Genomic DNA, 26,887 nt, shown 5'->3' with positions numbered 1-26,887 from the left:
TGGTGTGCTACGCCGGACGCACGGTTACAGTTCCGGCGGTCCTGGTACCGACGTGGGTGTTCCGCCGCTACCGTTGATGCGGGTAGGGATCGATGGGAGACGGAGAGCAACAGGAGGCGGCGTGGTGCAAAGACCTAAGCACCGGGATAAACGGGGTAACACGTCCGGCGGATCAAGCACCGGGCGTTCCGGGACGAAGCGCGGCGGGACAAAAAACACCGCCGACCCGGACGACATGGTCAACCAAGGCCCACTCACCTGCCCGACGTGCGGCGGCTCCGGGCGGGCCGGCCGCCCGACCGCTGAACTCGACGCGGACGGCATGTTCGACGGTCAAGGTAAGGACAAGTGCACCAGCTGCGACGGCACCGGGAAGCAGAAAAGGTGAGTGATGAGCCGTGATGAGCCGTCAGCCCAGGACAACACCCCCGAGGGGCCAGACGTGATCATTCTGGAGTGTCCGAAGTGCCGGCGCGCCCAGGCACAGGCCCGCGCGAACGCCCGGAAGGGCAATCNGGACCGGGACGGCCTCCCGAATCTCAACCTCCAGGCGGTCCCTGACCGCTGCCCCCACTACCGGGACGTCTGGACGCCTGGGATGGGCCCCGGTTCCGATCCGCTGCCGCCGCCGGGCACGCCGGAGGAGCGCCGCCAAGGCCCGGTCTGACCGGGCCCGGAAGTCGCGCGAGGAGGTTCAGCGACTCCCGGCGGCGATCTCGGCCCGGACCCGCGCGACGAACGCCGCCAGCACCTGTTCGCCCGCGAGCACCCCGGCCGCGGCGGTGACGGTGACATTCGGGCCCGACCAGCCCAGCTCGTGCAGCTCACCGTGGGCCGGACGGATGGCGTGGTCGGCCGCCGCGAGCATCGGGACGTCGAGCACAGAGTCCCCCGCGGCCAGCAGCCGGGCGGTACCGGCACGGCGGGCGACCTCGACCACCGCGCGCTGCTTGGTCAGGACCGATGGGACGAAGTACACCTTCCGCCCCTGCACCGACATCGCCCAGCCCGCGGCCCGCGCCGTCTCGGCCTCCCCGGTCAGGTCGGGAATGCCAGCGCGGTCGTGGGCGACGAGGTAGACGAACAACCCGTCGGCGACCCGCACGAGCCGGGCCCAGCCGCCGGCGGCGGACCGCTCGGCGAGCGCCACCATCTCCGCCAGGGGGGCGCAGGCGGCGGCGGCCTCGGCAGCCACGTCCGCCGCCCAGGCCGGATCGGGAACCCCGTCGACCAGCAGGTGCCCGCCGTTGGCCGCGATCGCGTAGCGCGGCCGGACCCCGAGCTCGACCCGCGCGTACTGGGCGAGGGTGCGGGTGGTGACCGGGACGAGGACGGCGAGGTCGTGCAACTCGGCGAGCAGGGCCAGCGACCGCGCCGTCGCGAACGAGATCGGCGCTCCGTCGAGGCGTTCGACCTCGACGAGCTCCGGTGCGGGCCGGTCGTCGGCCAGCAGCAGCGAGTGCCGGGAAAAGATCAGCGTCTTGTCCAGGTCGCAGGCCAGCAGATGACGCGGCCCGGACGCGGCGGACGGACCGGCCGTCACGGGGGACGAGTCGGCCGTCACAGGACGTCCGGGCGCCAGCGCGCGTTCGGGGTGTGGAAGACCGGTGCCGCGCCGACCGGGCGGACCAGCCCCACACAGGAGAATGGCAGGTCCGCCAGCTCCTGGACCTCGACGTCGCGGTCGGCGGCCAGGGCCAGCACGTGCGTCAGCTCGTCGAGCCGGTCGGGGGCGACGAGGATGCGCCAGGGCACCCGGCGCAGCAGGACCCGGGTCGTCTCCCCCACCCCCGGCTTCACCATGACCACGTCGGGGATGTCGAACGCGGCCGCGATGCGCTCCACCGCCGCCCAGCCCGCCCAGGTCGGACTGCGGTCGGCGGCCCACAGCCGCGGCCAGGTCTCGGCGACCTCGTCGGCCACCTCGGGGAAGTGGGCCGCCACCGTCTCGACGAAGTGCCGGGACAGATCGTGCGCCGCGAGTTCGGCGTAGTACTTCGCACCGTGGAAGTCATCAGGACCGATGTGCTCGGCGTTGAGGACGGTCCGGCTGACCAGCCCGCTCACCGTCGAGTTCAAGCAGGCGCTCGGGATGAGGAAGTCGTCGCGGGTCCCGTAGAGCGGCACGCACCGAGCCGGGTCGGCCAGCACGGCGAGGGTGTCGTCCAGCCCGAGCCGGGCCACCGCGTCGGTCAGCACCCGGGTCATCACCCCCTTGCCGGTCCAGCCGTCGACGAACTGGATCACCTTCCGGTCGTGCCGGGAGGTGAGGTAGCGGATCGCGTTCAGGTCCACGCCGCGATCCTTGATCACCGAGATCGCGTAGTGCGGGGTGTCGAGCCCGTGGCGCCAGCCGTACCAGCGCCGCATCAGGATCCCCACCGGGGTACCGGCCCGGGCGATCGAGGCCAGGACCGGCTCGGGCTTGGTGACCCGTACGAGCTCCGCCACGAGGCCGGTGGCGAGCGCGACCCGGCGGGCCGACCGGTCCAGCGCCCGGTGGTAGAGCTCCAGGTAACCGGCGTCGGGTTGGTACTCGACCGGCAGGTCCTCGGAGTAGTGCCGGCCGGCCTGCATGGCCTCCTCACGGTCCTCGGTGGGCCGCTCCAGGGCGACCGCGCTGAGGTCGGTCAGCAGGAAGGTCACGTCCGCCGGATCGTATGAACCCGAGCCGACGGTGCCGGTGAGCGCGGGATCCACCGCGCCGATCCCGCTCACCGGGCATCCCCGGGCGCACCGGTGAGCGGTCCGGCGGCGGGCGGCGCACCGGTCGGTCGAGGGGACGGCCGGTAGGAGGGCTGGTAGGAGGGCAGTGTCAGCACCGTGACCGGAGCGCATCGGCGTAGCTGAGTAAGCATGCCGTGGAGGCCGGTATCCGCACGGGGAGAGCTCCGGTCCGCCCCCGGGGCGACGTCCGGGACAGAGTCGACGACCCGGACAGAGTCGACGACCACCACGATGTCGTCGTACATCCCGGGCCGGACGTTGTAGACGTGGCTGGCCCGGCCCGGGTCGTCCGGCGCGGGAAAGGTGAGGGCGGCGCGGATGGCGTAGCCGTCGACGTCGACGGGGTGGACCGGCGAACGCGTCGTGGACTGGTAGCGGATCTCACCCGGACTCGTCCGGGCCAGCGCGTCCGCTATCCGCATCGGCGTGTACATCAGTTCCTCCGTCCCGAGCACGAGCGTGCGACCCGCGGGCCGGGTCAGCGCGGCCAGTACCGTCGCGGCGACCGGCGGCACGACCTCGTCGAGGCGGTGGCGGTCGGTCGGCGACCAGCGATGACGGCCACCGTCAGGCAGGTCGGACGGCCAGTCGGCCACCAGCCGGCGGACCGGGTGGGCCACCAGCGCCCCCGTCGCCCGCGCCGCGTCCCGACCGCCCGCGCCCCCGGCGAACCGGGCGCGGATCCGCGCGGCCCGGTCCGCGATCTCGGCCGGCACGGTGACGGTGGCCGTGAGCGGGGCGACGACATCCAGCCGGACCCCGAGCTCGCCGGCGAGATCGGCGAACGCGGCCCGGGCCGCGGGCGGACGGGCGTCGAGCAGCGTGGCAACCACGTAGTGCTCGCGCGGGGCGTGGGCCTGCAGGATCCGGATCGTGCCGAGGGCGGTACGCCCGGTCGACAGCTCGTCGTCGACGAGCACGATCGGCGCGCCGCACCGCAGGATCTCGCGGTCCTCGGGCATCAGCCAGTGGTGGGTCGCGTGGGAATGGGACTCCACGAACTCGAGGATCGGCGTGACACCGGGCAGCGGCCGCCGGGTGGTGTGCAGGTAGTGGCTCGCCGGGAGACCGTCGGCGACCGCGTGCCCCAAGGCCGTCGCGGTCTCGCAGTAACCGATCACGATCGGGCCGGTCCGCGGGCCCCCGGGCTGCTCGGCCGACGAACCCTGCACCGGCGGGTCCGCAACCCNCGGGNCCGCAACCCGCTTTCCGGCCTCCTCGAAGCCGGGCAGTGCCCGGACCAGCGCGGCAACCCCGGCCCCGGCCGCGAGCGCCTCGGCCGGTGCCACNGGCAGATGCTTGCCGAGCACCCGGCTGACCAACAGGTGCGCCCGGCGTGGGTTGCGGCGCAGGGCGAGTCCCACCAGGGCGTGCANCCCCTGGCCCGCCACGTCCGCGGTGACCTGGACATCAAGGCCCAGCTCGGTCCACAGCCACATCCCCGCGGGGGCGGCCGCTGGGCCGCGGGCGGGCGCGGGCGCGGGCGGGTGAGGGATGGGCGCGCCGGTGGGGGCGTCCGTCCCCGCCGTCGCCGTCATCGGGCATTCCACTGGTCGAAACGACCGTGCGTCGCCGCCAGCACCTCGACGAAGGTGTCGCCCTCGCGCAGGACACCGAACGCGCGCGCCCGGCGGATCACCACCTCGGCCCAGGCCCGGTGCGGACGCAGCTCGTTCATCTTGTTCGCGTAGCTGCTCGGCCGTACCCCGCCGGCATCCCCGTCAAGGACGGTCTCGGCATCGGTGTACTCCTCCTGGGTGACGACGTGCAGCGCGTGCACGGCGGGCACGTGGCTGGGGTGGATCACCGTCTTGCCGATCAGGCCGTTGGCCTTGTCCAGAACAACCTCCCGGATCAGCCGGTCGAGGTCCGCGGAGACCAGTTCGCTGCGCATCCGGATCGCTTCCTCCCCGCCGTCGACGCGGTCCGCCTGCGCGAACGGGGTCACCCGCAGCGAGCTGACGAAGAGCCGTTCCGGCTGGGCGAAGTACTCCCACACCGGTCCGGTCACGACGTGGTCACCGCCCCGCGCGCAGATGTTCACGATGTCGGCGATGCAGTCCCGGACGACGGCGATGTCGTAGATCGTCAGGTCGCGGTCACGGCGCAGCCCGAACAGCCCGCACAGGTCCGTCGCACCGAGCCGGATCGCCAGCACCTGGTCGGCGTGCTTGTCGACCAGCCGNCGGACCGCCGACAACGCCTCCACCCGGGTCTCCCGGTTGATGATCTGCGGGCTCTCCAGCACCGGCATAGTCCACAGCGGACGACCAACCGTCTCGGAGGCCCGCAGCACCGCCTCCATCGCCGCCTCGCCACCCTCCTCGGCGAACTTGGGCAGCACGAACCCGGCGAGACACCCGACTCCGGCCGGCCCGAGCCGGTCGACAAGATCCGGGATCTGCCCGACCGCGCGGACCCGGACGAACAGCAGCGGCATCGCGCCCGCGGCCCAGGGGGGCTCCGCCGCGAGCGCGCGCAACGCGGCGACGACGTTGGCCTCGGCTGCGGCCACCTCGGTGTCGGCGATGGAGTCCTCCAGACAGAGAACCATCGAGGTCACCCCCGCCGCGGTCTGTCTGCACACGTCCGATGCCAACCGGGGGCGCGTCCCCGGGGCGTAGAGGGTCGCGCCGAGCGCGGTGGCCAGCAGATGACGATCATCATTCACGGTGATGTCCTCCGGCGGCCGGAGGAACAGCGCGTCAACCGTCTCGGGGCCTAGAAAGGCGAAGTGGCGCAAGCAGCGTTCTCCTCGTCGAAGGCAGGGGCGTCGTTCGACGAGCATCCCGAAACGGTGCGCGCCGACCGAAGCCGGCAAGATCGTGAAACGTTGCCTCTCGGTGACGGTACCTGGCGAAAGGCATCCGACGACAGCCCGCGGGAACTGACAGCCAGCCGACACACGGCGGCCATCTCGGCGCCATCTACGGGGCGCCGATCTGCGGCGCAGCGTCCGCGAGCGGCCAGCCACCAGCCGGCAGCGGGCGGCAGCGGGCGGCGCCCGCCGGCCTGATCGGGAACGGGTGGTCCGGGAACGGATGACCCGGGAACGGGTGGTGGGCCGCGGAAGGCTGTGTCGCCCGCGGCCCACCACTCCCGGCCGACCCTCGATCGACCCCCACTAATGCGACTAACTGGCGCCGGATCCGAAGAGCTTCTTGTACATGGCGGCCGCCTTCGGGTTCTGACCGCCGTTCGTGATGGTCGAGCAGACGTTTCCGGGAGTGGGGTCGCTGAAGTAGGCGTCGTATCCCATCACGTCGCTGGCCGCCTTGAAGGTGTCGAACATCTTCTGGATGTAGAAGGGATTGTCGCCACCGCCGTCACCGCTGCAGGAGGCCACCCCCCATTCCCCGACGCCGACCTTCTTCCCGTGTTCCCGGGCGAACCTGATCACGTAGCACAGGCCGTTGACGTCCTCGCACTGCTTGTTCCACGTCGCCTCGTCCTTCGACGGGGGGAAGTGGTCGTAGGCGTCGATGCCGACATAGTCCACGTACTCGTCGCCGGGGTAGGCGCCCCAGGGACTGTTGCCGCTGGGTACCGGGGAGGCGTGCGCGTTGAAGGTCCAGTCGATCTTGACTTCGGAGTCGGTGGACCGGATGGCGGTCGCGATTTTCCGGAAACAGTCCCGGAACACCGTCGGGTCGGCGTCCGTATGCCAGTACATGAACGTTCCGTTGAACTCCCAGCCGATCCGGATGATGGAGTCCGCCCGGCCGTGCGCCACGAGGAAGCTGCCGAGCTTCTTCCATTCGGAGTCGTACTCGCCTCGGGCACAGGCGGCGTTGTCGCCCTGGCCCTTNGGGAATGTCGGCTGGCTGATCAGCAGCTTGCCCTGGAAACCCTTGAAGAGATCCACCGGCCAGGCCGGCTCCACCAGCCCGCCCCAACCCTGGTCGCGGCTCGTGTAGACGTGGACGATGTCGTTCGGCCGGCCGCGCCAGTCACCGAACTCGACGAGCTGCGCGAGCTGATGCGACTGGAACCCCGACAGCCACGGCAGGCCCGACCTCGTCCCACCGGCGCCGGTGCCCGTCGATCCCGTACCGGGGGTCGGTCTCGACCCGGACGGGGTCGCGGTCGGCGTTGCGGTCGGCGTTGCGGTTCTCCTGGTGAGGGCGGTCGAGCTGGCGCTCGCGGACGGCGCGGGGGACGGCGACGCGGACGCCGAACCGGCGGCGGACGGGGACGGCGCGGGCGAGACGGCCGGGCTCGGCGAGGTGCCCGCGGACGTGTCCTGCTGCCTGGGAGACGGCGATGTCGAGGGCGCCGTCTTCACCACCGGTTCATCGGGAAGAGCCGGAGCGGCCTGGAACGCCCGGGCGGCCGCCTCCGGTCCGGTCACATCAAGAGCGTCGGTCGCCGTGGCCGTGCCCTGGGTGGCCTTGACGTTGACGGTTCCCGCGAAGTCCGCCGGCACCCGGAAGCCGANGATGAAGCGGCCGTCGGCGTCCGCCCGGGTGAGCGCGCTGCCGCCCAGCTTGGCCGTCTCCGCCACGACGGTGACATCATCACCCGCGGTAAAACTGCGGCCACCGACGAGCACGATGTCCTGGTCGAAAAGGACGAGGGTGATCCGGCTGCGCGCCTGCGGGCTCAGCGTGGTGAGTGGAACGCCCTGCGCGCGGCCACTGCCCGCGTCGCCCCCCGCCCGGCTGGATCCGCTCGTCGCGGATGGCGACACGGCCGGAGTCGGCGACGGTGACTTTCCCGCGGCGCGGGCCAGCGGGGTGACCGCCTGGAGGAGACCCACCACGAACACGGCTATCAGGCCGATCCGGGCTCCGGTCCGGACCCGGCGCTGGGTGTGGATCCGGCCGCTGCGGGGTCGTCGATGGGCTGAGGGAATCGGCTGGCCGACCGGAGGGGCGGGTCGGCCGCGGATGATCGAGGCCATGCTCGCGCGCTGCCTTTCGGTGTTGGCGTGACATGCTCCCGTCGGATCACCCGGCGCGCGACGGCGGAGCATGGCCGGACCACGACCCACGATGGGGCGTCCCCTCCGAGCGGACCGCTCGCACGGCAACCGCTCAGCGCTCCACCGGACTCGACCCGTGCCTCACCAGGCGAGTCGACCGGGCACCGTCAGGTGCCCGTCCGTGAACCCAACCGTCTCCGACCTCGCAGCCGGAACGATTCGACAGGTGCTCCACCCAGGTAACCGATACACACCTGGGCGGTACTGGGACTAGGAGTGATGAGGCCAATCGTAAACGGCGCATCCCAGCCAAGGAACAGCACCCTCATGAATACTTTCCGTAGTAGCGCATATGTTGTAGATCTGGTGCCANAAANCCNGAGGNAACCGCCATAAATCAACGGAAGAACAAGAAGAAATGAGCCGAAGCGGACCACGGAGAGCACATCCACCTGGGATCGCTCCGGATCATCGAATGACCAGTGCGTCGTCCGGTGGTTGGGTGATGGTCCATCCAGTCGGGTGCACCAGCGCAGGCAACAGCCGGACTCCCCAGGGCAGCTGGGCGCCGTCCAGGGTGACGTCGATGGTCCGGGTGCCGGCCTGGTCCACAGCGGCGAGCCGAGACAGCTCGTGGGCCTCCGCGGCAGCCCGCGGCGGTACGGTTCCCGGCCGCGCGAACAGAATCAGATCTCCGGCCGGACCGGTGGTGTGCACCTGTACCCGTAGGGTGCGCCGCCGCCAGCCGGACCTGCTCACGGTGTAGGTGACGGTCGGCTGGACGGCCGGAGCCTGCGGCGGCGTGGGGCCGGTGGACGAACCCGCCGTCGGGCCCGACGGCGGGTTCGTCTGCGCCTCCGACGCGTGCTCCGGCACCGGGCGGAGGNGGCCGGTGGCCAGGGGCTGCGGGTAGGTGCCCGTCGCCGCGGGCAACGGCACAGCACCCGTCGCCGCAGGCAACGGATAGCCCCCGGTGCGGGGCTGGGTCGGCCCACCCGGCGGCTGCATCGTGATCGGGTCGGCGACGGTACCAACCACCGGCCGGCCCGAGACCACGCCAGCCGAGACCACGCCAGCCGAGCCTCCCGGGCTGCTCCCGGACGCCGCCGGCATCGGGGGTGGATCAGGACGCGTCGCGGGGCGCGCCAGCACCGAGACGCCGGCCGCGACCACCCGGGCCACGCCCCCCGACCGGTACACCGGGTAGCAGGCCACGTGGTAAGCCCACCCGTCCCGCGGCGCGGCGAGATGCCAGCCGCCCTTGATCTCCAGACTGGTATTGGTGACCTTGGCGCTCGCGGCGTAGGGATCATCCGGTCCGGTCGGCGGTTGGTCACGGCGCCAGAGCACCCGCGCCTCGGTGACCCCCGGTGGCAGCTGGAAGGACAGCACGATCGAGTCGCCTCGATCGTCGGCGCGCAGATCCCGCACGGGTTCGATGGCGAGGTGACACACGGCCCGGCCGACGACGGCCGTCCCGCCATGGACCGTCAGCGGCGTGTAGATGACCTCGCCGACCTGTGCCACCTCGCTGACCTGCCCGGAACGGCTCAGCCCCACAAGACGTGACGAATCGGGGATGGCGGCGAGCGACACGTCGCAGCCTTCCGGCCCGATGCCGATCATCGGCAGGGGCCCCGACCCCGGGTAGGGCCACGGGCCGGTGCTGGTCGCGTGAGCGGTGCTGGTCACGTGGGTGATGGCGGCGGGGACGGCCGGCGGCTGCGGCACCGGGGTCGCGTAGATCCGCACCTCCCAGCCGGGCGGCGGCGTCCAGCGCAACGTGGTCCGCCCGGCGGCGGTGGCCGCCGTGAGGTCATGGACGGGCCGCGGGCGGGCGGCCACCTCCAGCGTCACCTCGGCTCCGGGGGTCCGGGCCGGGTGTCCCCGCGCGTCCTGGTACTCGACGAAGACGTGGTAACGATAGGTCACGCCGACGACGACATCGGTGTCGTGGAAGAGGCCGCCGGTGCCCCGCGCCCGCCGGGGCGGCTGGCTGACCGCGGCGGGCGGTGCCACCGTCCGCTCCACTGTCACGGCGGCCAGCGCCCCGCCGAGGCTCCAGTCCAGGCGGATCCCGGCGGCGGTGCGCTCGGCCCGCAGGTCGGTGATGTCCCGGGTGAAGACGAGCGGGGCGGTCTCCACCGGCGTGGAACGGCGCTCACCGCAGAGGGCAGTCACCTCGTATCGCACCGGAGTCCAGGCGGGAGCGCCGGCATCGCACAGCTCCGTCGAGCGGGTGGTACCGAGGCTGCTCCGCCCCGGGGCCACCCCCTGGCCGTCGCCAGCTTCCACGGGCACGACGCGTTCCACCCGGTAGGAGACCGGGCCCCCGACCGAGGGCGAAGCGCGCCACCACAGCTGCACCGAACCGTCGGGGCCCGGCACCGCGGTCAGGTCGGACGGCGGGGAGAGCGGCAGAGCCGCCATCGCCGCGAGCGCCTCCCGGTTGTCCGCCGCCGTCGCGAGGACCGCGGCGAGGGCGGCCTCCTGGTCCTCGGGTGGTAGCGCGCGCGCCGCCTCGACCCGCCGGCGGATCACCGCCTGGGCGGCAATGAGCTCGGCCAGCACCTCGGCCGGTTTCCGGCCGTCGGGGCCGGGGACGTCGGCGGCCTGTGCCGCGAGCCACCGGGCATCGGCAAGCGCCGCATCCGCCCGGCACGCCGCGCGGGCCTCGGTGAGTGCCCGCCAACCGGCGTCCGCGGCGCCCAGCGCGGCGGAGACCCGGGCTCCCAGTTCCTCCGCCGTCCCGGCGACCGGTCCACCGACGGCGGCCAGCACCGGATGGGCGGTCGTGAGGATCTCGCCGGCCTGGCGGGGATGACCGCCCTCCAGGGCGCGACGCACCGCGACGAGCGCATCGGCCGCCTCCCTGGCCTGGCGCAGGCTGTGCCCGCAGTGCCGGCAGACGACCGCCGCCGCCTCGGNCATCGATCCGCAGGACGGGCAGGTGGTGTAGAGGTCGGTGTCGCAGTACCGGCAGTGCCGCACGGACCCGGCCGCCTCCGGCCGGCCGCATCCCGGGCATACCACGTAGTCGACGACCCCGCCGACGTTCACCGCGGCGCCGAGCTCCCGAGCCGCCTCCAGGACGACGGACTTCGCCTGAGCCGCGGTCAGTCCGCGCCCGGTCGCGAGCGCCGCCCGGACGAGACCCTCGAAGGCGACCGCGGTGAGCTCGCCGTCGAGCACGACGTGTTCCTCGACCGCGGGCCGCAGCTCGTCCACGGCGTCCGCCATCAGCCCAACGGTGTACGCGGCGGGGTCGCCCTCGATCAACCGGGCGGAGACGAGGGCGAGCAGGTCCGCGGTGACCGTCTTCTCCCGGTCATGGGGACGGTGGTGGTTGCCCGCCACCATCGCGGCGTACGCGGCCCGCAGCCGCTCCGGTGAGGCGTCCGGGGCCAGCCCCAGGAAGGCCCACAGCGACGCCGTCGAGACCCGGTCCCCGCCGCGCAGGGCGCGCAGCTCGCCGAGCCGTTCGGAGATCTGCCGGCGGACCTCGGCCGGCAGCGGTTCGACGCCCCCGCCGACGGCGTCGATGATGATCTGCTCCCGGCTCAGGCGGGCGTCGAACTCCTCGACCGTCACCCCCGCGGCGACGGCGAGGCGGCGCAGGCCGTCCACCCGGGATGCCGGGATGCCGCCGAAACGCTCCCGGACGGTGGCGAGATAGCCGTCGACCTTGGCGAGACGCTCGGCGTCACCGCTACGCCGGGCTGCCAGCACCCGGGCGCGGNCCCGTTCCCGGGAGTCCGCGTCCCGCAGCGGCTCCTCCCATTCCGCCCGCCGACGGACAAGCTCGGCGGCGAGGGTCGCGTACTTCGCCGAGTTGCGTTCCCGCTGCAGGAAGGCGAGCACCCGCACCAGGTGCGCCCCGACGTCGGAGTCGGTGTACGCCACCGTCGGATCGAGACCCGCGAGGAGGAACGGGTCGGCGGTGTCCAGGGAGGCGCGGGCCCGCAGCGGCGCCAGCACCCGCTGGCGATAGCCGCTGCCGTCGAACGCCGCGCTCACCGATCCACCTTCGTCCCACGTGCCCACCGTGCCCACCGTGCCCGCCGGGAACCGGCCGGCGGCCCGTCGTCAGGCGCCGATCGTGGAGCGGCCGTCGACCACTCCACACCTGAGAGTACGAAGCCGCGCCTCGGCGCGGGCCGCGGACGCCAGGTTGGCGCCGCCCGCACGCACTGCGCGCACCCACGTCCCCGCGAGGCCTGTAGGGCGCTCCACCGGACGCGGTGCCTGGTCAGGCTGAACCCTATCCACTCCGGCGTCGGCCGCCGCGGGCCGGAACACTCGTGCGGGAACACTCGTGGGGGAGGCCGAATGGCCCGGCACCGGCATCGATCCACGGCGAGGTCCGATCCGCCGCGGGGTCCGATCCGCCGCGGGGTCCGATCCGCCGCGGGGTCTCAGTCCCGCTGCTTGAGCAGGCTGACCTTCGCCGACTCGACGGCCCGCATCTCCTCCGAGCCGACCCCGGCGCGCACCTCGAGCACCAAGGGGGTGGCCGCGCCCTCGTGCGAGGCGGTGACCTGGATCGTCTGGTCCCCGCCCATCGTGAAGGTCACCTCAACGGGGGTGCCCAACGGGTGGCCAGGCGGAATCCCGCTGATGGAGCCGGCGACGATCACCTTGTTGTCGTCGATCGCCGTGGACTCGGCGGTGGTGCCCTGCTCGAAGACCCGGATGTCCACCTCGGCCTGATCGTCGACGACGGTGTAGAAGGTCCGGGTGACGGCGATAGGCAGCGGGTCGTTCTGGTGGGCGAGGAAGGCCGCGACCGGTGTGCCCCGGTCCTCGGCGAAGATCCCGAAGCCACGTGACGTGACGTTCGTCACTTTCGTGCGGACGAGATCGACCACGGAGGCGGTCGAGAGTCCCGCCTCCTCGGCGCTGGCTGCGGCCGCCTTCTCCACGTCCACGGCGTCGGCTGCGGCGAGTTCCTGGTCGGGACGTAGATGCCCGCTGGCGACCAGGTCCGCGTGGACCTCGCGCTCCAGTGCCTTCTTCTGCCCGTACACCGCGGCGCCCTTGGCGACGGCGAGATCGGGATCGGCAAGCCGAGAGGTGAGCCCGAAGGACTCCTGCAGCCGGCGGGCCACCGCCGGTGTCTTGCTCATGCCCCCCACCAGCAGGCACAAGTCGATCTTCTCGACACCCTTCTCCCGGGCTCGCGCCAGCACCGAGCCGGTCAGGTCGATGGTGCGCNGCAGCAGCGGGCCGGTGATCTCCTCGAAGACGGTCCGGGTCNCCGGCACGNTTGTGCGCCTGCCGTTGTGCACGACCAGCACGTCGACGCTGTCCCGGCCGGACAACGCCAGCTTCGCGTCCTCGGCCGCGGCCAGCAGCTCCTGCTCGTCGTAGACGTCGTCGAGCGGGTCGCCCGCGTCGGGCTGCGCCTCGGTGAACTTCTGCGCCAGGNAGCGGACGAGTTCGTTGTCCCAGTCCGCACCGCCCAGCTCGTGGTCGCCATCCGTGGCGACCACGGTGATCGCGCCCTCGCTCAGCCTGATGACCGTGGTGTCGAACGTGCCACCGCCGAGGTCGTAGACCAGCACGGTCGACTCCTCGGCCCCGTCCTGGCCGAATCCGTAGGCGAAGGCGGCGGCGGTCGGCTCGTTGATGATGTCGACCACGTTGAGGCCGGCGAGCTCGCCGGCCAGCTTCGTCGCCTTGCGCTCCTCGTCACCGAAGTACGCGGGCACGGTGATCACTACATCGGTGACCGGGACACTGGTCGCGCGTTCGGCATCCGCGGCGAGCGCCTTGAGCACCAGGCTCGACACCGCGGCGGCGCTGTACTCCTCGTCATGCGCCACGAACCGCCAGTCCGACGCGCCCATGTGCCGCTTGACCAGCCGGGCGACGTCGTCGGGACGGATGCGAGCCTGACGCTTGGCCTGGGTTCCCACCACGAAAGAGGTTGGGCCCTCCGCCCCAGTGTCGAACAGGACGACCGAAGGCGTCGTCGGCTGGGACTCGATGTTGCGGATCACTTCCGGTCGGCCGTACTCGTCGACCTGGGCAATGCAGGAGTAGGTCGTGCCCAGGTCGATCCCGAACACCTTGGTGCCTGCCACCGTCTAATTCTTCCCTTCACAAGCCTCGTACCTCCGCGGCTCAGCGCGNTCGGTAGACCTCGGTCTCCGCCGGTCGGACGACCGTGGTCTCGCCGCGGACGAAACCCGGACGAACGGTACGAGCGATCGTCCCGTCCCGTCCCGGGTCGTCCGTCGGCACCCGACGCACCCCCAGGTGCCGCGCCGGGTCGAAGGTCCCGCCCGGCACCGCCGTGTACGGGCGGACGTCCACAGCGACATCGAGCACCTGGAGCAGCTGCTTACGCAGGATGCCGGCGACACTCTGCGGATCGTCGGCCCCCAGGCTACCCATTTGATCATGAAGTCGAATCAACCCCCGCAGAAGGGGGGCCATGGCTTCGGTAAGCTCACCACTACGTAGCCGGGCATTCTCGGCATGCAATCGGTCCACGAGTTGGGTATCGTGACGCCGTAGCCGGGCCAGCTCGTCAACGCGGCTCGCGAGGCGTTCCAGCGCCACCGCCTGGACAGCACCGATCGAACCCACCAGATCCGTCCCGCCGCCGTCAGGGCCCGGACGGTCCACGGGGCAGTCCTGATCCGCCGAACCGTCCTGAGGAACCTGATCATCCTGAGCCGCGGTGCCGCCATGGTCGACCGGGCCGCGCTCCGCATCCCGTTGATCCGGGCCCGTCGGAGACCGTGTCGGCGTCGCCGGTCCGGCGTGCTCGGCGCGCTCGGATGCCACGGCCGACTCCGGCTCGTCGGGCCGGACCTCGTCGGGCCGGACCTCGTCGGGCCGGACCTCGTCGGGCCAGACCTCATCAGGCCAGACCTCATCAGGCCGGACCTCATCAGGCCGGACCTCATCAGGCCGGATGTCCTCAGGGCCACCCGCCCCGCGGTCCCCGGCCTCGGGACCGGTCTCGCGCCACTCAGCCTCCGGCAGGTCATCGGCCTCGCGCGGATCGGTCGCCTCGTACGCGGGCGCGCCCCGAGAGCCCGCGACGGAGCGGTGCNCCNCCCGCNNCCCATNCCCCGANCCGGCATGGNCCCCGTAGCCACTCGACCCGCCGTGGCTTGGCTGCGAGGGGGACCATGCCGGGGCGTTCCGTCCCGGGAACCGGTCCTCTCTCGGCGGATGGGCGTCCACCGGAACCTGCCCTCTCCGGCCCTGTTCCCAGCCGGCCGCCCGCGAAGGACCGGCGTACGCCGGGTCGGCCTGGCCCGGATCGGCGCCGGTCACCGGCCCGCCGCGATCATCGGCGGAGTATCGTCCGGGCCGCTCCCGGCCTCGCCCGGAAGCCGGGTCACGATCAGGATGAGATCGGTGCCCGGGGTGGGCCCGCTGGTCGCAGCTCGCACGGTCGGCGCGCGCCTGCTCGGGCGAGGGCTCGCGACGTGGCTGGAACATCGAGTATCGATCCTCCTCGCCGACGGGCGGCGGGACCGGATGGCTCATCGCGGACTACCGGCGTCACTTGCGGCCGGCAGTCCAGTTCAGGCCCCAGCCGTAGGCCTCGTCGAGCTCGCGGTGACCGCTGACGTAGCGGACCTCCCGGCTGACCTTGAAGTCGTTGCCGGTGTTGGTCAGCAGGGCGATGGCGCACATCCGGGCGCCACCGGCCTGCTCGTCCAGCCGGACCTCGATCGGGGCACCCTGCGCCGGAGTCAGGGTGACCACCGCGTCGGCCTGGTCGAACGAGGCCACCCCCTCGTAGATGAAGGCGAACACGAGGATGCGGCGGATCTGGGAGATGGCGGCGAGGTTCACGTACAGGTTCTCGCCACCGACCGCGGCGCCCGTGCGGTCGTCCGCGTCGAGGTTGATGAAGGGGGGATCCGTGAAGGAGCCGAACGCATCACCCAAGGCCTGGACCACACCCGCACGGCCGTCGGAGAGCTCGAACAACGCGGCGAGGTCGAGATCAATGCCGCCGCCCGCGGCGCCCAGCACCCGCTTGAGGAAGCCGCCCTTCTGCTGGCCGCCGCCCGGCTGCTGGTTCCAGTTGAGGTTCACGTGCAGCCGCCCGCCACCACCCTGCTTGCTCAGCGAGACGGTCGGCGCGGATTTCGTCAGTGTCACCTTGCTCAGCGAGACCGGGCCGGAACCGGCCGCCGGTGTGGCGGGACGTTTGCTGTAGTCGATGCCCATGATCCGCTCCCTCGCGGTAGCTGGGTGTCATCCATGATCAGGTGATCATCGCCTGGCAGGATCGGACGCCAGTACCCGANGATGTCACATCCGCGGCGGCGCTCTCCAGACCGGCCACCCAGGCCCGGTGCGCCGGCCGGCTGTCGCCGCCCGGCGCACGGCCGCTACATCGGGGCGCCGACGGCCTCTCGTGGCTGCCCCGGGCCGCCCTCGTCCTCGCCCGGGACGGACCCGGCACCCGCCAAACCGCGCTCGGCGGACCGGTGGCGGATGGAGGACAGCAGCGACAGACCGATGAAGGCCACCCCGATGAGACCGGTGACGATCTCCGGAACCTCGGTCTCGATCGAGATGGCCAGGATGATGGCCAGCGCCCCGATCGCATAGTGGGCACCGTGCTCGAGGTAGATGTACTCGCCGAGAGTGCCCCGCCGGACCAGGTAGACGGTCAGGGACCGGATGTACATCGCGCCGATCCCGAGACCGGCCGCGATGACGAAGATGTTCTGGGAGATCGCGAAGGCGCCGACGACTCCGTCGAACGAGAACGACGCGTCGATGACCTCGAGGTAGAGGAAGAGGAACGCGGCGGCCTTGCCGGTGGCGAGCACCAACTTCGGCGGGCCGCCGGTACCGTTCGACCGGACCGGGGCCAAGCCTGCCGACTCGGCGACGGAATCGTCGNCATCGTCCTCGGCGCCCACACCGCGGGCCTCGAAGAACTCGCCGAGTCCCCGCACGCCCAGATAGGTCGCGAGCCCCGCCACCCCGGAGAGCAGCACCTGCTGCTGGTGGTCGCCGGCGAAGGCCTGGCCGACCACCAGCAGGGCGATGAGCCCAAGCACGATCGGAACCACATCGAGCTGGCCCGCCCTGCGCAGCGGCTCCTCCAGCTTCTTGATCCACTGGATCTCCCGTTCGGGGTCGAACAGGAAGTCCAGGAACAGCATGAACAGGAAGATCCCGCCGAACGCGGCGATGGCCGGATGCGCGTCACCCAGTTTCTCCGCGTACCGGGCACCGTCGTTCAGCGCCAGGTCGAAGACCTCGAGCGGACCGAGATGCGCGGTCAGCGCCACGATGGCGATCGGGAAGATCAGACGCATGCCAAACACCGCGATCAGGATGCCGAGCGTCAGGAAGATCCTCTGCCAGAACTGGCTCATCCGGCCGAGGATCGTCGCGTTGATGACGGCGTTGTCGAAGGACAAACTGATCTCGAGCACCGCGAGGATCGCGACGAGCGCCGCGTTCCTGGGGCCACCGATCACCCCCGCCGCGGCCACCCCGATAACGGTGATCGCCAAGGACCATCCGAAGATTCGCAAGGCGTGCACGCCTACCAACACCCTCCCGGACCGGTCGCCAGACCCCGGCCGCGCCGCGCGGGCGGATCCGCGGTCCGTCGGATCCCGCATCGCTCAAGCATCGCCGGAGACCGCGTCGTCCCGCGGCCTGCTGGCCCGGTGCGGCGGTCGTCGGCATCGTAACTGCTCGTCTGGTGGGCACGACCTGACAAAAGTGCTACACCCGATGTGTATCGCTCTACCTGTACATGTCACCCACACACGACCGGACCCATAGCATCTGGTCATTACCGCGCCGGCCGGCGCGGTCGGACCCAGTGACCCGGTCGGACCCGGTCGGACCCAGTGACCCGGTCAGACCCAGTGACCCGGTCAGACCCAGTGACCCGGTCGGACCCGGTCGCCTGACCGAGCCCGACTGCGCATCCGGGGTTCAGACGTATCCGGGGTTCAGACGTTGACGCCGAAGTCGCGCGCGATCCCGGCCAGACCCGAGGCGTAGCCCTGTCCGACGGCTCGGAACTTCCAGTCCGCGCCGTGCCGGTAGACCTCGCCGAACACCATGGCCGTCTCGGTGGAGGCGTCCTCGGTGAGGTCATAGCGGGCGATCTCGCTGCCGCCGGCGCCGTTGACGATCCGGATGAAGGCGTTGCGGACCTGGCCGAAGTTCTGCTGCCGCGAGTCCGCGTCATAGATCGAAACCGGGAAGACGATCTTGTCAATCTCCGCCGGCAGGGATGTGAGGTTCACCGTGATGGCCTCGTCGTCGCCNTCACCCTCGCCGGTCAGGTTGTCGCCCTGGTGCTCGATCGCACCGTCGGGGCTCTTGAGGTTGTTGAAGAAGACGAAGTGCCCGTCCGACACGACCTTGCCGTCGGCCCGGCACGCGATGGCGCTCGCGTCCAGGTCGAAGTCCGCGCCGGTTGTGCTCCGAACGTCCCAGCCGAGCCCGACCAGGATGTTGGTGAGTCCGGGCGCCTCCTTGGTCAGCGACACGTTGCCGCCCTTGCTGAGGCTGACTCCCACTGCTCCTCCTGCTGTGCGTTGTTCGAAAGGGCTGCCGTTCAGATGTTGCTGCCGTTCAGATGTTGCTGCCGTTCAGATGTTGCTGCCGTTCAGATGTTTCGGGGGCCGCTCGAGCGGCCCCCGCGGAAGCCGGCGACCCGGGGCGAGGTGCGCCCCGGGTGTCCCCGGGTGTCCCCGGGTGTCCCCGGGTGTCCCCGGGTGTCCCCGGGCGCCGGCAGCCTACTGCGCGGCGTGAACGCCACAGTGACTCTCCGCCCACGAAGGCCACGTGGCCGGAGTACTGTGCCCTGCGGGACGAACGAGTGGGCCACGAGGTTCCCGCAGCCGGTGCCACACCGCCCCGTAGCCGCGCCGGCTGCGCCCGAATCGTCCCGGTGCCGCCCGCCCGCCACGATCGGGCCACCCCTTTACGCGCCGGCAACCGCGGCGGAACACCACCCGAGCCACCCCGACCCCATCACACAACATCACCACAATGATTCCGGAATGCGCCGGGCGTCCGCCGCCGGGACCCCGGTGACGCTCCGACCTCGACCCCGCACCCGGAGCACCGCAACAGAGGAGGTTCGGACGTTCGACAGGGCCGCAACTGGGGAACATTGCCTTCAGCGCGGGCCATCCGGGCGGGACGGACCGACCCATCCCAACGACAACAATCGCCCATGCGATGGTCGCGGGCAGTTCACACAGAGGTGTCGCCAATCGCCACGTACAGGGCGGACCATTGAGGTGTGGTTCGTCTGGATAAGGTCGTCATGATGATCGGACGTTCAGTAGGCCGGGTTGTCGTCTCCGATGTGACACCGACCGTCTCGTGTGGCCAGTGGCCGGCGCGGGCGGTCGCGGGCGAAATTCTCACCGTCGGTGCAACGGTGTTCCGCGAGGGTCATGACCTCATCGGCGCGAACGTCGTGCTGTCAGGTCCCGACGGGCAGGGAACTCCGTTCATCCGGATGCGCTCCGCCGGCCCCGGTACCGACCGTTATGAGGCGGAGATCACCGCCGGGACCGAAGGCCTGTGGGGATATCGGGTCGAGGCGTGGGCCGATCCGGTCGCCACCTGGCGGCACGGTATTGCCCTCAAGGTCGGCGCGGGCCAGAGCACGGACGAACTCGCGGTGGACTTCGAGGACGGTGCGCGCCTGCTGCTGCGGGCCCTGCCCGCAGTCCCCGAACCGCGCCGGGCGGAGATCGCTCTCGCCGTGGCCGCGCTGCGCGACGACGACTGCACCGACCCCCGCGACCGGATCGCCGCGGCCCTCGATCCCCGGCTGGTGAGCCTGCTGGACGCCTGTCCGCTGCGCGAACTGGTGACCCGCTCACCGCTGTACCGGCTGTGGGTGGATCGTCGGCGCGCCCTCTACGGCAGCTGGTACGAGATGTTCCCGCGCTCGGAGGGCGCGAGCCTCGACCCGCCCCGGTCCGGGACCTTCCTCACCGCGGCCGAACGCCTGCCCGCGGTCGCGGCGATGGGCTTCGACGTGGTGTACCTGCCGCCGATCCATCCGATCGGCGAGGTCAACCGCAAGGGTCCCAACAACACCCTCACCCCCGGTCCGACGGACCCCGGCTCGCCGTGGGCCATCGGCAGCGAACACGGCGGCCACGACGCCGTGCATCCCGACCTCGGCACGATCGACGACTTCGACCTGTTCGTCGCCCGGGCACGCTCGCTGGGCATGGAGATCGCGCTGGACCTCGCCCTGCAGTGCGCGCCGGACCATCCATGGGCGAAGCATCACCCGGAGTGGTTCGTCGTGCGTAGTGACGGCTCCATCGCCTACGCGGAGAATCCGCCGAAGAAGTACCAGGACATCTATCCGCTGAACTTCGACGCCGACCCGACCGGGCTCTATCAGGAGATCCTGCGCGTCGTCCGGTACTGGACTGCACACGGAGTACGAATCTTCCGTGTCGATAATCCGCATACAAAGCCCGTCGAGTTCTGGGAATGGCTCATCGCCCAGGTGAAGTCGACCGAACCAGATGTGCTCTTCCTCGCGGAGGCATTCACCCGGCCGGCGATGATGCACACGCTCGCCAAGGTCGGTTTCACCCAGTCATATACCTATTTCACCTGGCGCAACACGAAGTGGGAGCTCGAGAAGTACGCGCGCGAACTGGTGTCGGCCGCGCACTACATGCGGCCGAACTTCTTCGTCAACACCCCGGACATCCTGCCGGAGTACCTGCAGCACGGCGGCCCGGCGGCGTTCCGGATCCGGGCGGTGCTCGCTGCGACGCTGTCACCGACCTGGGGCGTCTACTCCGGGTACGAGTTGCGCGAGAACACCCCGGTCCGACCGGGCAGCGAGGAGTACCTGGACTCCGAGAAGTACCAGTACCGGCCACGCGACTGGGCCGCGGCGGAGCGTGCGGGCCAGTCGCTCGCGCCGTACCTGACCAGACTCAACCAGATCCGCCGTGCCCACCCCGCCCTGCAGTGGTTGCGCAACCTGCACTTCCACCATGCCGACGGGGACGAGATCATGGTCTTCTCCAAGCGGGTGGACTCCCTGCGGGCGGACGGCACGGATCCCGGGGACACGGCCGCCGCCGACACCGTGCTCATCGTCGTCAACCTCGACCCGCACGCTCCCCGGGAGACCACCGTGCGGCTCGACATGCCGGCCCTCGGCCTCGGCTGGGAAGACTCCTTCGAGGTCACCGATGAGATCACTGGTGCCACCTACGCGTGGGGCAAGCAGAACTACGTGCGGCTGGACCCGGCGGTCGAGCCCGCGCACGTCTTCGCTGTGCGGGCCCGGTCGTGATGGATTCTGAGCCTCTCAGCGAACCGATCGGCGACCACNCCCCCGGCCCGGCCCCCGCCATGCCGGTCGGGGGGACTTTACGCGACCCACACTGGTTCAAGCGAGCCGTGTTCTACGAGGTGCTCATCCGCGGCTTCGCGGACTCCAACGGCGACGGCACGGGGGACATTCGCGGCCTGATCTCCAGGCTCGACTACCTGGAGTGGCTCGGTGTCGACTGTCTGTGGCTGCTACCGATCTACTCCTCGCCGTTGCGTGACGGCGGCTACGACATCAGTGACTACTTTCAGATCCTGCCGGAATTCGGTGACCTCGGCGACTTCGTTAGCCTGGTTGACGAGGCCCACCGCCGGGGCATCCGGATCATCGCGGATCTGGTGATGAACCACACCTCGGACGCCCATCCCTGGTTCCAGGCGTCCCGCTCCGACCCCGACGGGCCGTTCGGGGACTTCTACGTCTGGTCCGACAGCGACGAGCTGTACCCGGACGCCCGGATCATCTTCGTGGACACCGAGAAGTCGAACTGGTCGTGGGATCCGGTCCGCGGTCAGTACTACTGGCACCGTTTCTTCTCCCACCAGCCCGACCTGAACTATGACAACCCCGAGGTCCAGGAGGCGATGCTGGAGGTTCTGCGCTTCTGGCTCGATCTCGGCATCGACGGGTTCCGGCTCGACGCGGTCCCCTACCTCTATGTCCGGGAGAACACCAACGGCGAGAACCTGCCGGAGACCCACGAGTACCTCAAGCGGGTCCGCAAGGAGGTCGACGCCAAGTACGCCGACCGGGTGCTGCTCGCCGAGGCAAACCAGTGGCCCTCCGACGTCGTCGAGTACTTCGGCAACGACGACGAGTGCCACATGGCGTTCCACTTCCCGTTGATGCCGCGCATCTTCATGGCGGTCCGGCGGGAGTCCCGCTACCCAATCTCGGAAATTCTTGCTCAGACACCCCAGATCCCGCCGAACTGCCAGTGGGGCATCTTCCTGCGCAACCACGACGAGCTGACGCTCGAAATGGTGACCGACGAGGAACGGGACTACATGTGGGCCGAATACGCGAAAGATCCGCGTATGAAAGCCAACATCGGCATTCGTCGCCGGCTGGCGCCGCTGCTGGACAACAGCCGTGACCAGATGGAGCTGTTCACCGCGCTCCTGCTCTCGCTGCCCGGCTCGCCAGTGCTGTACTACGGCGACGAGATCGGGATGGGCGACAACATCTACCTGGGCGACCGGGACAGCGTCCGGACTCCGATGCAGTGGTCACCGGATCGTAACGCCGGTTTCTCCACCGCGGACCCGGCCCGACTGTACCTTCCCCTGATCATGGATCCGGTCTACGGTTATCAGGCCCTGAACGTCGAGGCCGGACAGCGCATGCCGACCTCGTTCCTGGCCTGGACCAAGCGGATGATCGAGGTACGCAAGCGTCATCCGGTCTTCGGGCTCGGCGACTACACCGAGCTCGGCGCGTCCAATCCCTCGATCTTCGCCTTCGTCCGCGAGTTCGGCGACGACCGGGTCCTGTGCGTCGCGAATCTGTCCCGCTTCGCCCAGCCGGTGGAGCTCGATCTGCGTCGTTTCGAGGGAATGGTTCCGGTGGAGCTGCTCGGCCGGGTGCACTTCCCGCCGATCGGCGAGCTTCCCTACCTGCTGACACTGCCAGGTCACGGACATTACTGGTTCGCGGTGACCAGACCGGGGGAATTCACCCCCTAGCCGCGTTGGGCGGACCGGGGCAACGGAGGCCGTCGGGGCGGTCGGGCAAGGAACAGCCAAGGAGCACTGGAACCGCCTGAACGACGTGCGGCCCGGCCCGGGTCGGGCAAAAGGCTGCTATGGAGGCAGTGGACGTTAGGTTAGCTGGCATAATGATCGTTGAGGACGGGCACCGGGAGGTCGATGATGGGTGACCACCACGCGGNACTGACCGGCCTGTTGCGCGAGTGGCTCCCCCGGCAGCGCTGGTTCGCCGGGAAGGGCAGATCCGGGGGCGGCCTGCGGATCCGTCACGACGTCATGGTCTTCGAACCGCTACGGCTGCTCGTCGTTGACGTCGACTACGACCACGGTCCGTCGGACCATTACCAGGTTCCGGTGGTCATCCGCTCGGACGCGCCCTTCGGCCACGAGGGCTTCCTGATCGGCGAGAGTGCCGGCGGCCTGGTCTACGACGGCCTGCACGACCCCGATGGCAGCTCGGCCCTGCTGAGTTTCCTCCGCCGGTCGACACACCGCGACGGCCTCGTCGCCGAGGCGCTGGAACCACTGGACATCCTGCCCGCCCACGCCGTCGGCGCCGAGCAGTCCAACACCTCGATCGTCTACGGCGACGCCTACATCCTCAAGGTGTTCCGGCGGCTCTGGCCGGGCGTCAACCCCGATCTGGAGGTGACCCGGGCGCTGGCGGAGGCGGGCAGCACACACGTGGCCCGCCCCGTCGCCTGGTACTCCGGCCGTGTCGACGGGACACCGACCACCTTCGGATTCCTCCAGGAGTACCTGCGCAGCGGTACCGAGGGCTGGCGACTGGCGCTGGCCAGCGTGCGCGACCTGTACGCCGAGGCCGACCTGCACGCCGACGAGGTCGGCGGCGACTTCGCCGCGGAGGCCGAGCGGCTGGGTACCGCCACCGCCGAGGTGCACGCCGACCTCGCCCGGACGCTGCCGACGAGGCCCGCGACCGCCGATGCCCTGCGCTCCCTGGTGACCTACCTGCATGGCCGGCTGGATGCGGCGGTCGAGGCCGTCGCCGAGCTGCGTCCCTTCGAGGCGGCGATCCGCAAGAGCTACGACGAGGTGACGGGGGCGTCGGCGCAGGCCGTCCATCCCCGGCCCTTCCAACGGCTACACGGCGATCTGCACCTGGGTCAGGTCCTGCGGGTCGACTCGGGCTGGGTGCTGTTCGACTTCGAGGGGGAGCCAGTCCGCCCGGTCGCCGACCGTGTGGGGCTGGAATCGCCGCTGCGCGACGTCGCCGGGATGCTGCGCTCGTTCGACTACGCGGCCCGGTCGATGCNGCTCGAACGCGGTGACGAGCCGTCGTTGGCCTACCGCGCCCAGGAGTGGGCAGATCGCAACCGGGAGGCGTTCTGCCGGGGCTACGGTGCCGCGGCCGGCCGCGATCCTCGTGCGGATGCCGTGGTGCTGCGTGCGTTCGAGCTCGACAAGGCCGTGTACGAGATCCTGTACGAGGCCCGCCACCGACCGGGGTGGATCGGGATCCCGCTGTCCTCGGTGGAACGACTGACCCGGTCCAGCCCGTCGGCGGGGTAAGCCACGGCCCGGCCCGGGCCGNGGCGGCCGCCCGGCAGCGGTGCCGGCACCCGGACGCGGATCAGCCAGAAGACCCGACAGAAGACCCGAAAAATCACCGCGCAGAGAGGCAGGGGTGTCCCAGTGAACAACGGCGACGTCAACAACGGCACGGCGCGGACGGGACGCCTGGCCACCGGGCTCGCCCCCGACCGACCGAACCCCCGAGGGGCGGCCACCGCCGTCCGCAACGGCGGTGGCCGGGNGGCGCTGGCGGNCCGCGACGCATCGTCCGCCAGCGCCCAGCCTGGACAGACCGCCGACGATCCCGCCGTGCCATCGGCCCCACCATCGGCCCCACCATCGGCCCTGCCCGCAGACCCGCCCGCGGTTGCGCCCGCGGTCTCGGTCGACCTGCCCTACGACGACCTGGAGCGGTTGGTCAGCGGGGCGCATCACGACCCGCACGCGCTGCTCGGGGCGCACCCGCATCCCGGGAGCGACGCCACGGTCGTCCGGGTGCTGCGCCCCGATGCGAGGGCCGTGACCGTCCTCGTCGGGCCGGCCCGCTACCCGGCCACCCGGCTGCACAGCGGCGGGGTGTTCGGAGTGGCCGTGCCGGGAATGCTGCCCGACTACCGCATCGAGGTGACCTACCCGGACGGCCCGTACCTCATCGACGNCCCCTACCGGCACCTGCCCACCCTCGGTGAGATGGACCTCCATCTGATCATCGAGGGCCGGCACGAACAGCTCTGGAAGGTGCTCGGGGCGCATCCGCGCGCGCTGACGACGCCGGGCGGCGCCACAGTCACCGGGGTCAGCTTCGCCGTGTGGGCCCCCTCCGCGCGGGGAGTGCGGCTCGTCGGCGATTTCGACTTCTGGGACGGGCGTGCCTTCCCGATGCGCTCGCTCGGCCGCTCCGGGATCTGGGAGCTGTTCGTCCCCGGCGCCGGCACCGGCGCCCGGTACAAGTACGAGATCCTCGGCTTCGACGGGATCTGGCGGCAGAAGGCGGATCCGCTGGCGTTCCACACCGAGGTGCCGCCGGCCACCGCGAGCGTGGTGTTCGCCTCCGACTTCACCTGGAACGACGGCGCGTGGCTCGACCGGCGGGCCCGGACGGCCTGGCGCACCGAGCCGGTGAGCGTCTACGAGGTCCACCTGGGCTCCTGGCGGCGCGGGTTGTCCTATCGGGAGCTCGCTGAGGAACTGACCGCGTACGTCGTCGAGAACGGCTTCACCCACGTGGAGATGCTGCCCGTGGCCGAGCATCCCTTCGGCGGCTCCTGGGGCTACCAGGTGTCGGCCTACTACGCCCCGACGGCCCGCTTCGGCAGCCCCGACGAGTTCCGCCACCTTGTNGACACGCTGCACCGCGCCGGCATCGGGGTGATCGTCGACTGGGTGCCGGCGCACTTCCCCCGGGACACCTGGGCGCTGGGCCGCTTCGACGGCACCCCCCTGTACGAACATCCCGATCCACGCCGCGGTGAACAGCCCGACTGGGGTACCTACGTCTTCGATCTGGGCCGCCCCGAGGTACGCAACTTCCTCGTGGCAAACGCCCTGTACTGGTTCGAGGAATTCCACATCGACGGGCTACGCGTCGACGCGGTCGCCTCGATGCTGTACCTCGACTACTCCCGGCCGGAGGGCGGCTNGCTGCCCAACATCCACGGCGGCCGGGAAAACCTCGACGCCGTCTCGTTCCTGCAGGAGACCAACGCCACCGTCTACCGCCGTTTCCCGGGCGCAATGATGATCGCGGAGGAGTCGACCGCGTGGCCCGGGGTCACCCGCCCCACCCACCTCGGCGGCCTGGGCTTCGGCTTCAAATGGAACATGGGGTGGATGCACGACACCCTCGACTACAACTCCCGGCTGCCGATCCACCGCATGTACCACCACCATCAGATGACCTTTTCGATGGTGTACGCCTACTCGGAGAACTTCATCCTGCCGTTCAGCCACGACGAGGTGGTCCACGGCAAAGGTTCACTGCTACGCAAGATGCCCGGCGACCGCTGGGCACAGCTCGCGAACCTGCGGGCGCTGCTCGCCTACATGTGGGCGCATCCCGGCAAGAAGCTGCTCTTCATGGGCTGCGAGTTCGCCCAGGACAACGAGTGGAACGAGTCCGCGTCCCTCGAATGGCCCCNGCTGGACGATCCCGCCCACGCCGGTGTCGCGGACCTCGTGCGCGACCTGAACGGTCTCTACCGGACGGTCCCGGCCCTGTACCAACACGACGCCGACCCGGCGGGCTTCTCCTGGATCGACGCGAACGACGCGGAGAACAACGTCTTCTCGTTCCTGCGGTGGTCGGGCGAGGACCCGGCGGGCGGCGTGCTGGCCTGCGTCACCAACTTCGCCGGCATCGGGCACGAGGGCTACCGCATCGGGCTGCCGTTCCCCGGCCGCTGGCGCGAGATACTCAACACCGACGGGTACCGCTACGGCGGCGGCAACATCGGCAATCTCGGCTCGGTCCAGGCTGTCGAGGAGCCGCATCACGGTCTCGACGCCTCAGCAACCCTGACGCTGCCGCCTCTCGGGGCCATCTGGCTCTCCCCCGCCTAGTGCCTTCCCCCGCACGGCGGCTTCGCCGCAGTGCGGGGACCCCTGGCCCAGGGCGCCGTACGGGGCCTCCGTCAGCTCGCCTTC

Annotated in this window: 15 protein-coding genes; 4 read left to right on the top strand and 11 right to left on the bottom strand. The window is 70.8% G+C overall.

What is annotated here, in order from left to right:
* Nucleotides 1-694: 694 nt before the first annotated feature.
* From CED_RS16315 to CED_RS16265, 11 genes are all read right to left on the bottom strand, one after another.
* Entirely contained in the window at nucleotides 695-1,564 is an 870-nt protein-coding gene (locus tag CED_RS16315; protein WP_011438043.1) for a hypothetical protein, read from the bottom strand.
* Nucleotides 1,561-2,709: a cysteine protease StiP family protein gene (locus CED_RS16310; RefSeq protein WP_035732866.1), complete on the bottom strand. Its 1,149-nt coding sequence runs from the start codon at nucleotides 2,707-2,709 to the stop codon at nucleotides 1,561-1,563. Before CED_RS16310 ends, CED_RS16315 begins: the two co-directional genes overlap by 4 nt.
* 5 nt (nucleotides 2,710-2,714) lie before the next feature.
* The gene (locus CED_RS16305; protein ID WP_035912020.1) at nucleotides 2,715-4,265 is read right to left on the bottom strand and encodes a phosphoribosyltransferase family protein; all 1,551 of its coding nucleotides are present in this window, start codon (nucleotides 4,263-4,265) and stop codon (nucleotides 2,715-2,717) included.
* The gene (locus tag CED_RS16300) at nucleotides 4,262-5,470 is read right to left on the bottom strand and encodes an HpcH/HpaI aldolase/citrate lyase family protein (protein WP_035912044.1); all 1,209 of its coding nucleotides are present in this window, start codon (nucleotides 5,468-5,470) and stop codon (nucleotides 4,262-4,264) included. The genes CED_RS16305 and CED_RS16300 overlap by 4 nt, the downstream gene beginning before the upstream one ends.
* 390 nt (nucleotides 5,471-5,860) lie before the next feature.
* The gene (locus CED_RS16295) at nucleotides 5,861-7,630 is read right to left on the bottom strand and encodes a glycoside hydrolase family 26 protein (protein ID WP_200875421.1); all 1,770 of its coding nucleotides are present in this window, start codon (nucleotides 7,628-7,630) and stop codon (nucleotides 5,861-5,863) included.
* A gap of 489 nt (nucleotides 7,631-8,119) precedes the next feature.
* The gene (locus CED_RS16290; RefSeq protein ID WP_035912016.1) at nucleotides 8,120-11,668 is read right to left on the bottom strand and encodes a hypothetical protein; all 3,549 of its coding nucleotides are present in this window, start codon (nucleotides 11,666-11,668) and stop codon (nucleotides 8,120-8,122) included.
* A gap of 398 nt (nucleotides 11,669-12,066) precedes the next feature.
* Nucleotides 12,067-13,737 carry an Hsp70 family protein gene (locus tag CED_RS16285; RefSeq protein WP_035912014.1) on the bottom strand — a complete coding sequence of 557 codons (1,671 nt, stop codon included), beginning with the start codon at nucleotides 13,735-13,737 and terminating at the stop codon, nucleotides 12,067-12,069.
* A gap of 1,203 nt (nucleotides 13,738-14,940) precedes the next feature.
* A complete protein-coding gene (locus CED_RS25805; RefSeq protein WP_255361124.1) occupies nucleotides 14,941-15,063 on the bottom strand; it encodes a hypothetical protein in 123 nt (40 codons plus the stop codon).
* A 112-nt stretch (nucleotides 15,064-15,175) separates the two neighbouring features.
* Nucleotides 15,176-15,853, bottom strand: a complete 678-nt coding sequence (locus CED_RS16275) for a tellurium resistance protein TerA (RefSeq protein WP_011438051.1) — start codon at nucleotides 15,851-15,853, stop codon at nucleotides 15,176-15,178.
* Between the two features lie 164 nt (nucleotides 15,854-16,017).
* Nucleotides 16,018-17,190 carry a DUF475 domain-containing protein gene (locus tag CED_RS16270; protein WP_035912011.1) on the bottom strand — a complete coding sequence of 391 codons (1,173 nt, stop codon included), beginning with the start codon at nucleotides 17,188-17,190 and terminating at the stop codon, nucleotides 16,018-16,020.
* A gap of 420 nt (nucleotides 17,191-17,610) precedes the next feature.
* Complete coding sequence (locus tag CED_RS16265; protein ID WP_035912009.1) at nucleotides 17,611-18,186, bottom strand: TerD family protein; 576 nt, start codon at nucleotides 18,184-18,186, stop codon at nucleotides 17,611-17,613.
* Between the two features lie 755 nt (nucleotides 18,187-18,941).
* On the opposite strand from CED_RS16265, the gene CED_RS16260 reads away from it, so the two are divergent.
* The 4 genes from CED_RS16260 to glgB all read left to right on the top strand — a co-directional run bounded on the left by CED_RS16260 (nucleotide 18,942) and on the right by glgB (nucleotide 26,803).
* Nucleotides 18,942-20,960: an alpha-1,4-glucan--maltose-1-phosphate maltosyltransferase gene (locus CED_RS16260; protein ID WP_035912008.1), complete on the top strand. Its 2,019-nt coding sequence runs from the start codon at nucleotides 18,942-18,944 to the stop codon at nucleotides 20,958-20,960.
* Nucleotides 20,961-21,019: 59 nt separating this feature from the next.
* Nucleotides 21,020-22,684, top strand: a complete 1,665-nt coding sequence (gene treS, locus CED_RS16255) for a maltose alpha-D-glucosyltransferase (RefSeq protein ID WP_049761123.1) — start codon at nucleotides 21,020-21,022, stop codon at nucleotides 22,682-22,684.
* Between the two features lie 186 nt (nucleotides 22,685-22,870).
* On the top strand, nucleotides 22,871-24,241 hold the full coding sequence (locus tag CED_RS16250; protein WP_035912042.1) for an aminoglycoside phosphotransferase: 1,371 nt from the start codon (nucleotides 22,871-22,873) through the stop codon (nucleotides 24,239-24,241).
* A 123-nt stretch (nucleotides 24,242-24,364) separates the two neighbouring features.
* Nucleotides 24,365-26,803, top strand: coding sequence for a 1,4-alpha-glucan branching protein GlgB (gene glgB / locus CED_RS16245; RefSeq protein WP_035912006.1), 2,439 nt, complete (start codon nucleotides 24,365-24,367; stop codon nucleotides 26,801-26,803).
* The last annotated feature ends 84 nt before the right edge of the window (nucleotides 26,804-26,887 follow it).

The organism is Frankia sp. CeD (assembly GCF_000732115.1).
Taxonomy (GTDB): domain Bacteria; phylum Actinomycetota; class Actinomycetes; order Frankiales; family Frankiaceae; genus Frankia; species Frankia casuarinae.
This window is presented reverse-complemented; position numbering and strand designations above follow the sequence as displayed.

What these genes read in the sequence shown, in the direction of transcription:
- CED_RS16275 (WP_011438051.1), bottom strand. Translation starts at nt 15,853, where the DNA reads ATGGGCATCGACTACAGCAAACGTCCCGCCACACCGGCGGCCGGTTCC.
- treS (WP_049761123.1), top strand. Translation starts at nt 21,020, where the DNA reads ATGCCGGTCGGGGGGACTTTACGCGACCCACACTGGTTCAAGCGAGCC.
- CED_RS16260 (WP_035912008.1), top strand. Translation starts at nt 18,942, where the DNA reads ATGATGATCGGACGTTCAGTAGGCCGGGTTGTCGTCTCCGATGTGACA.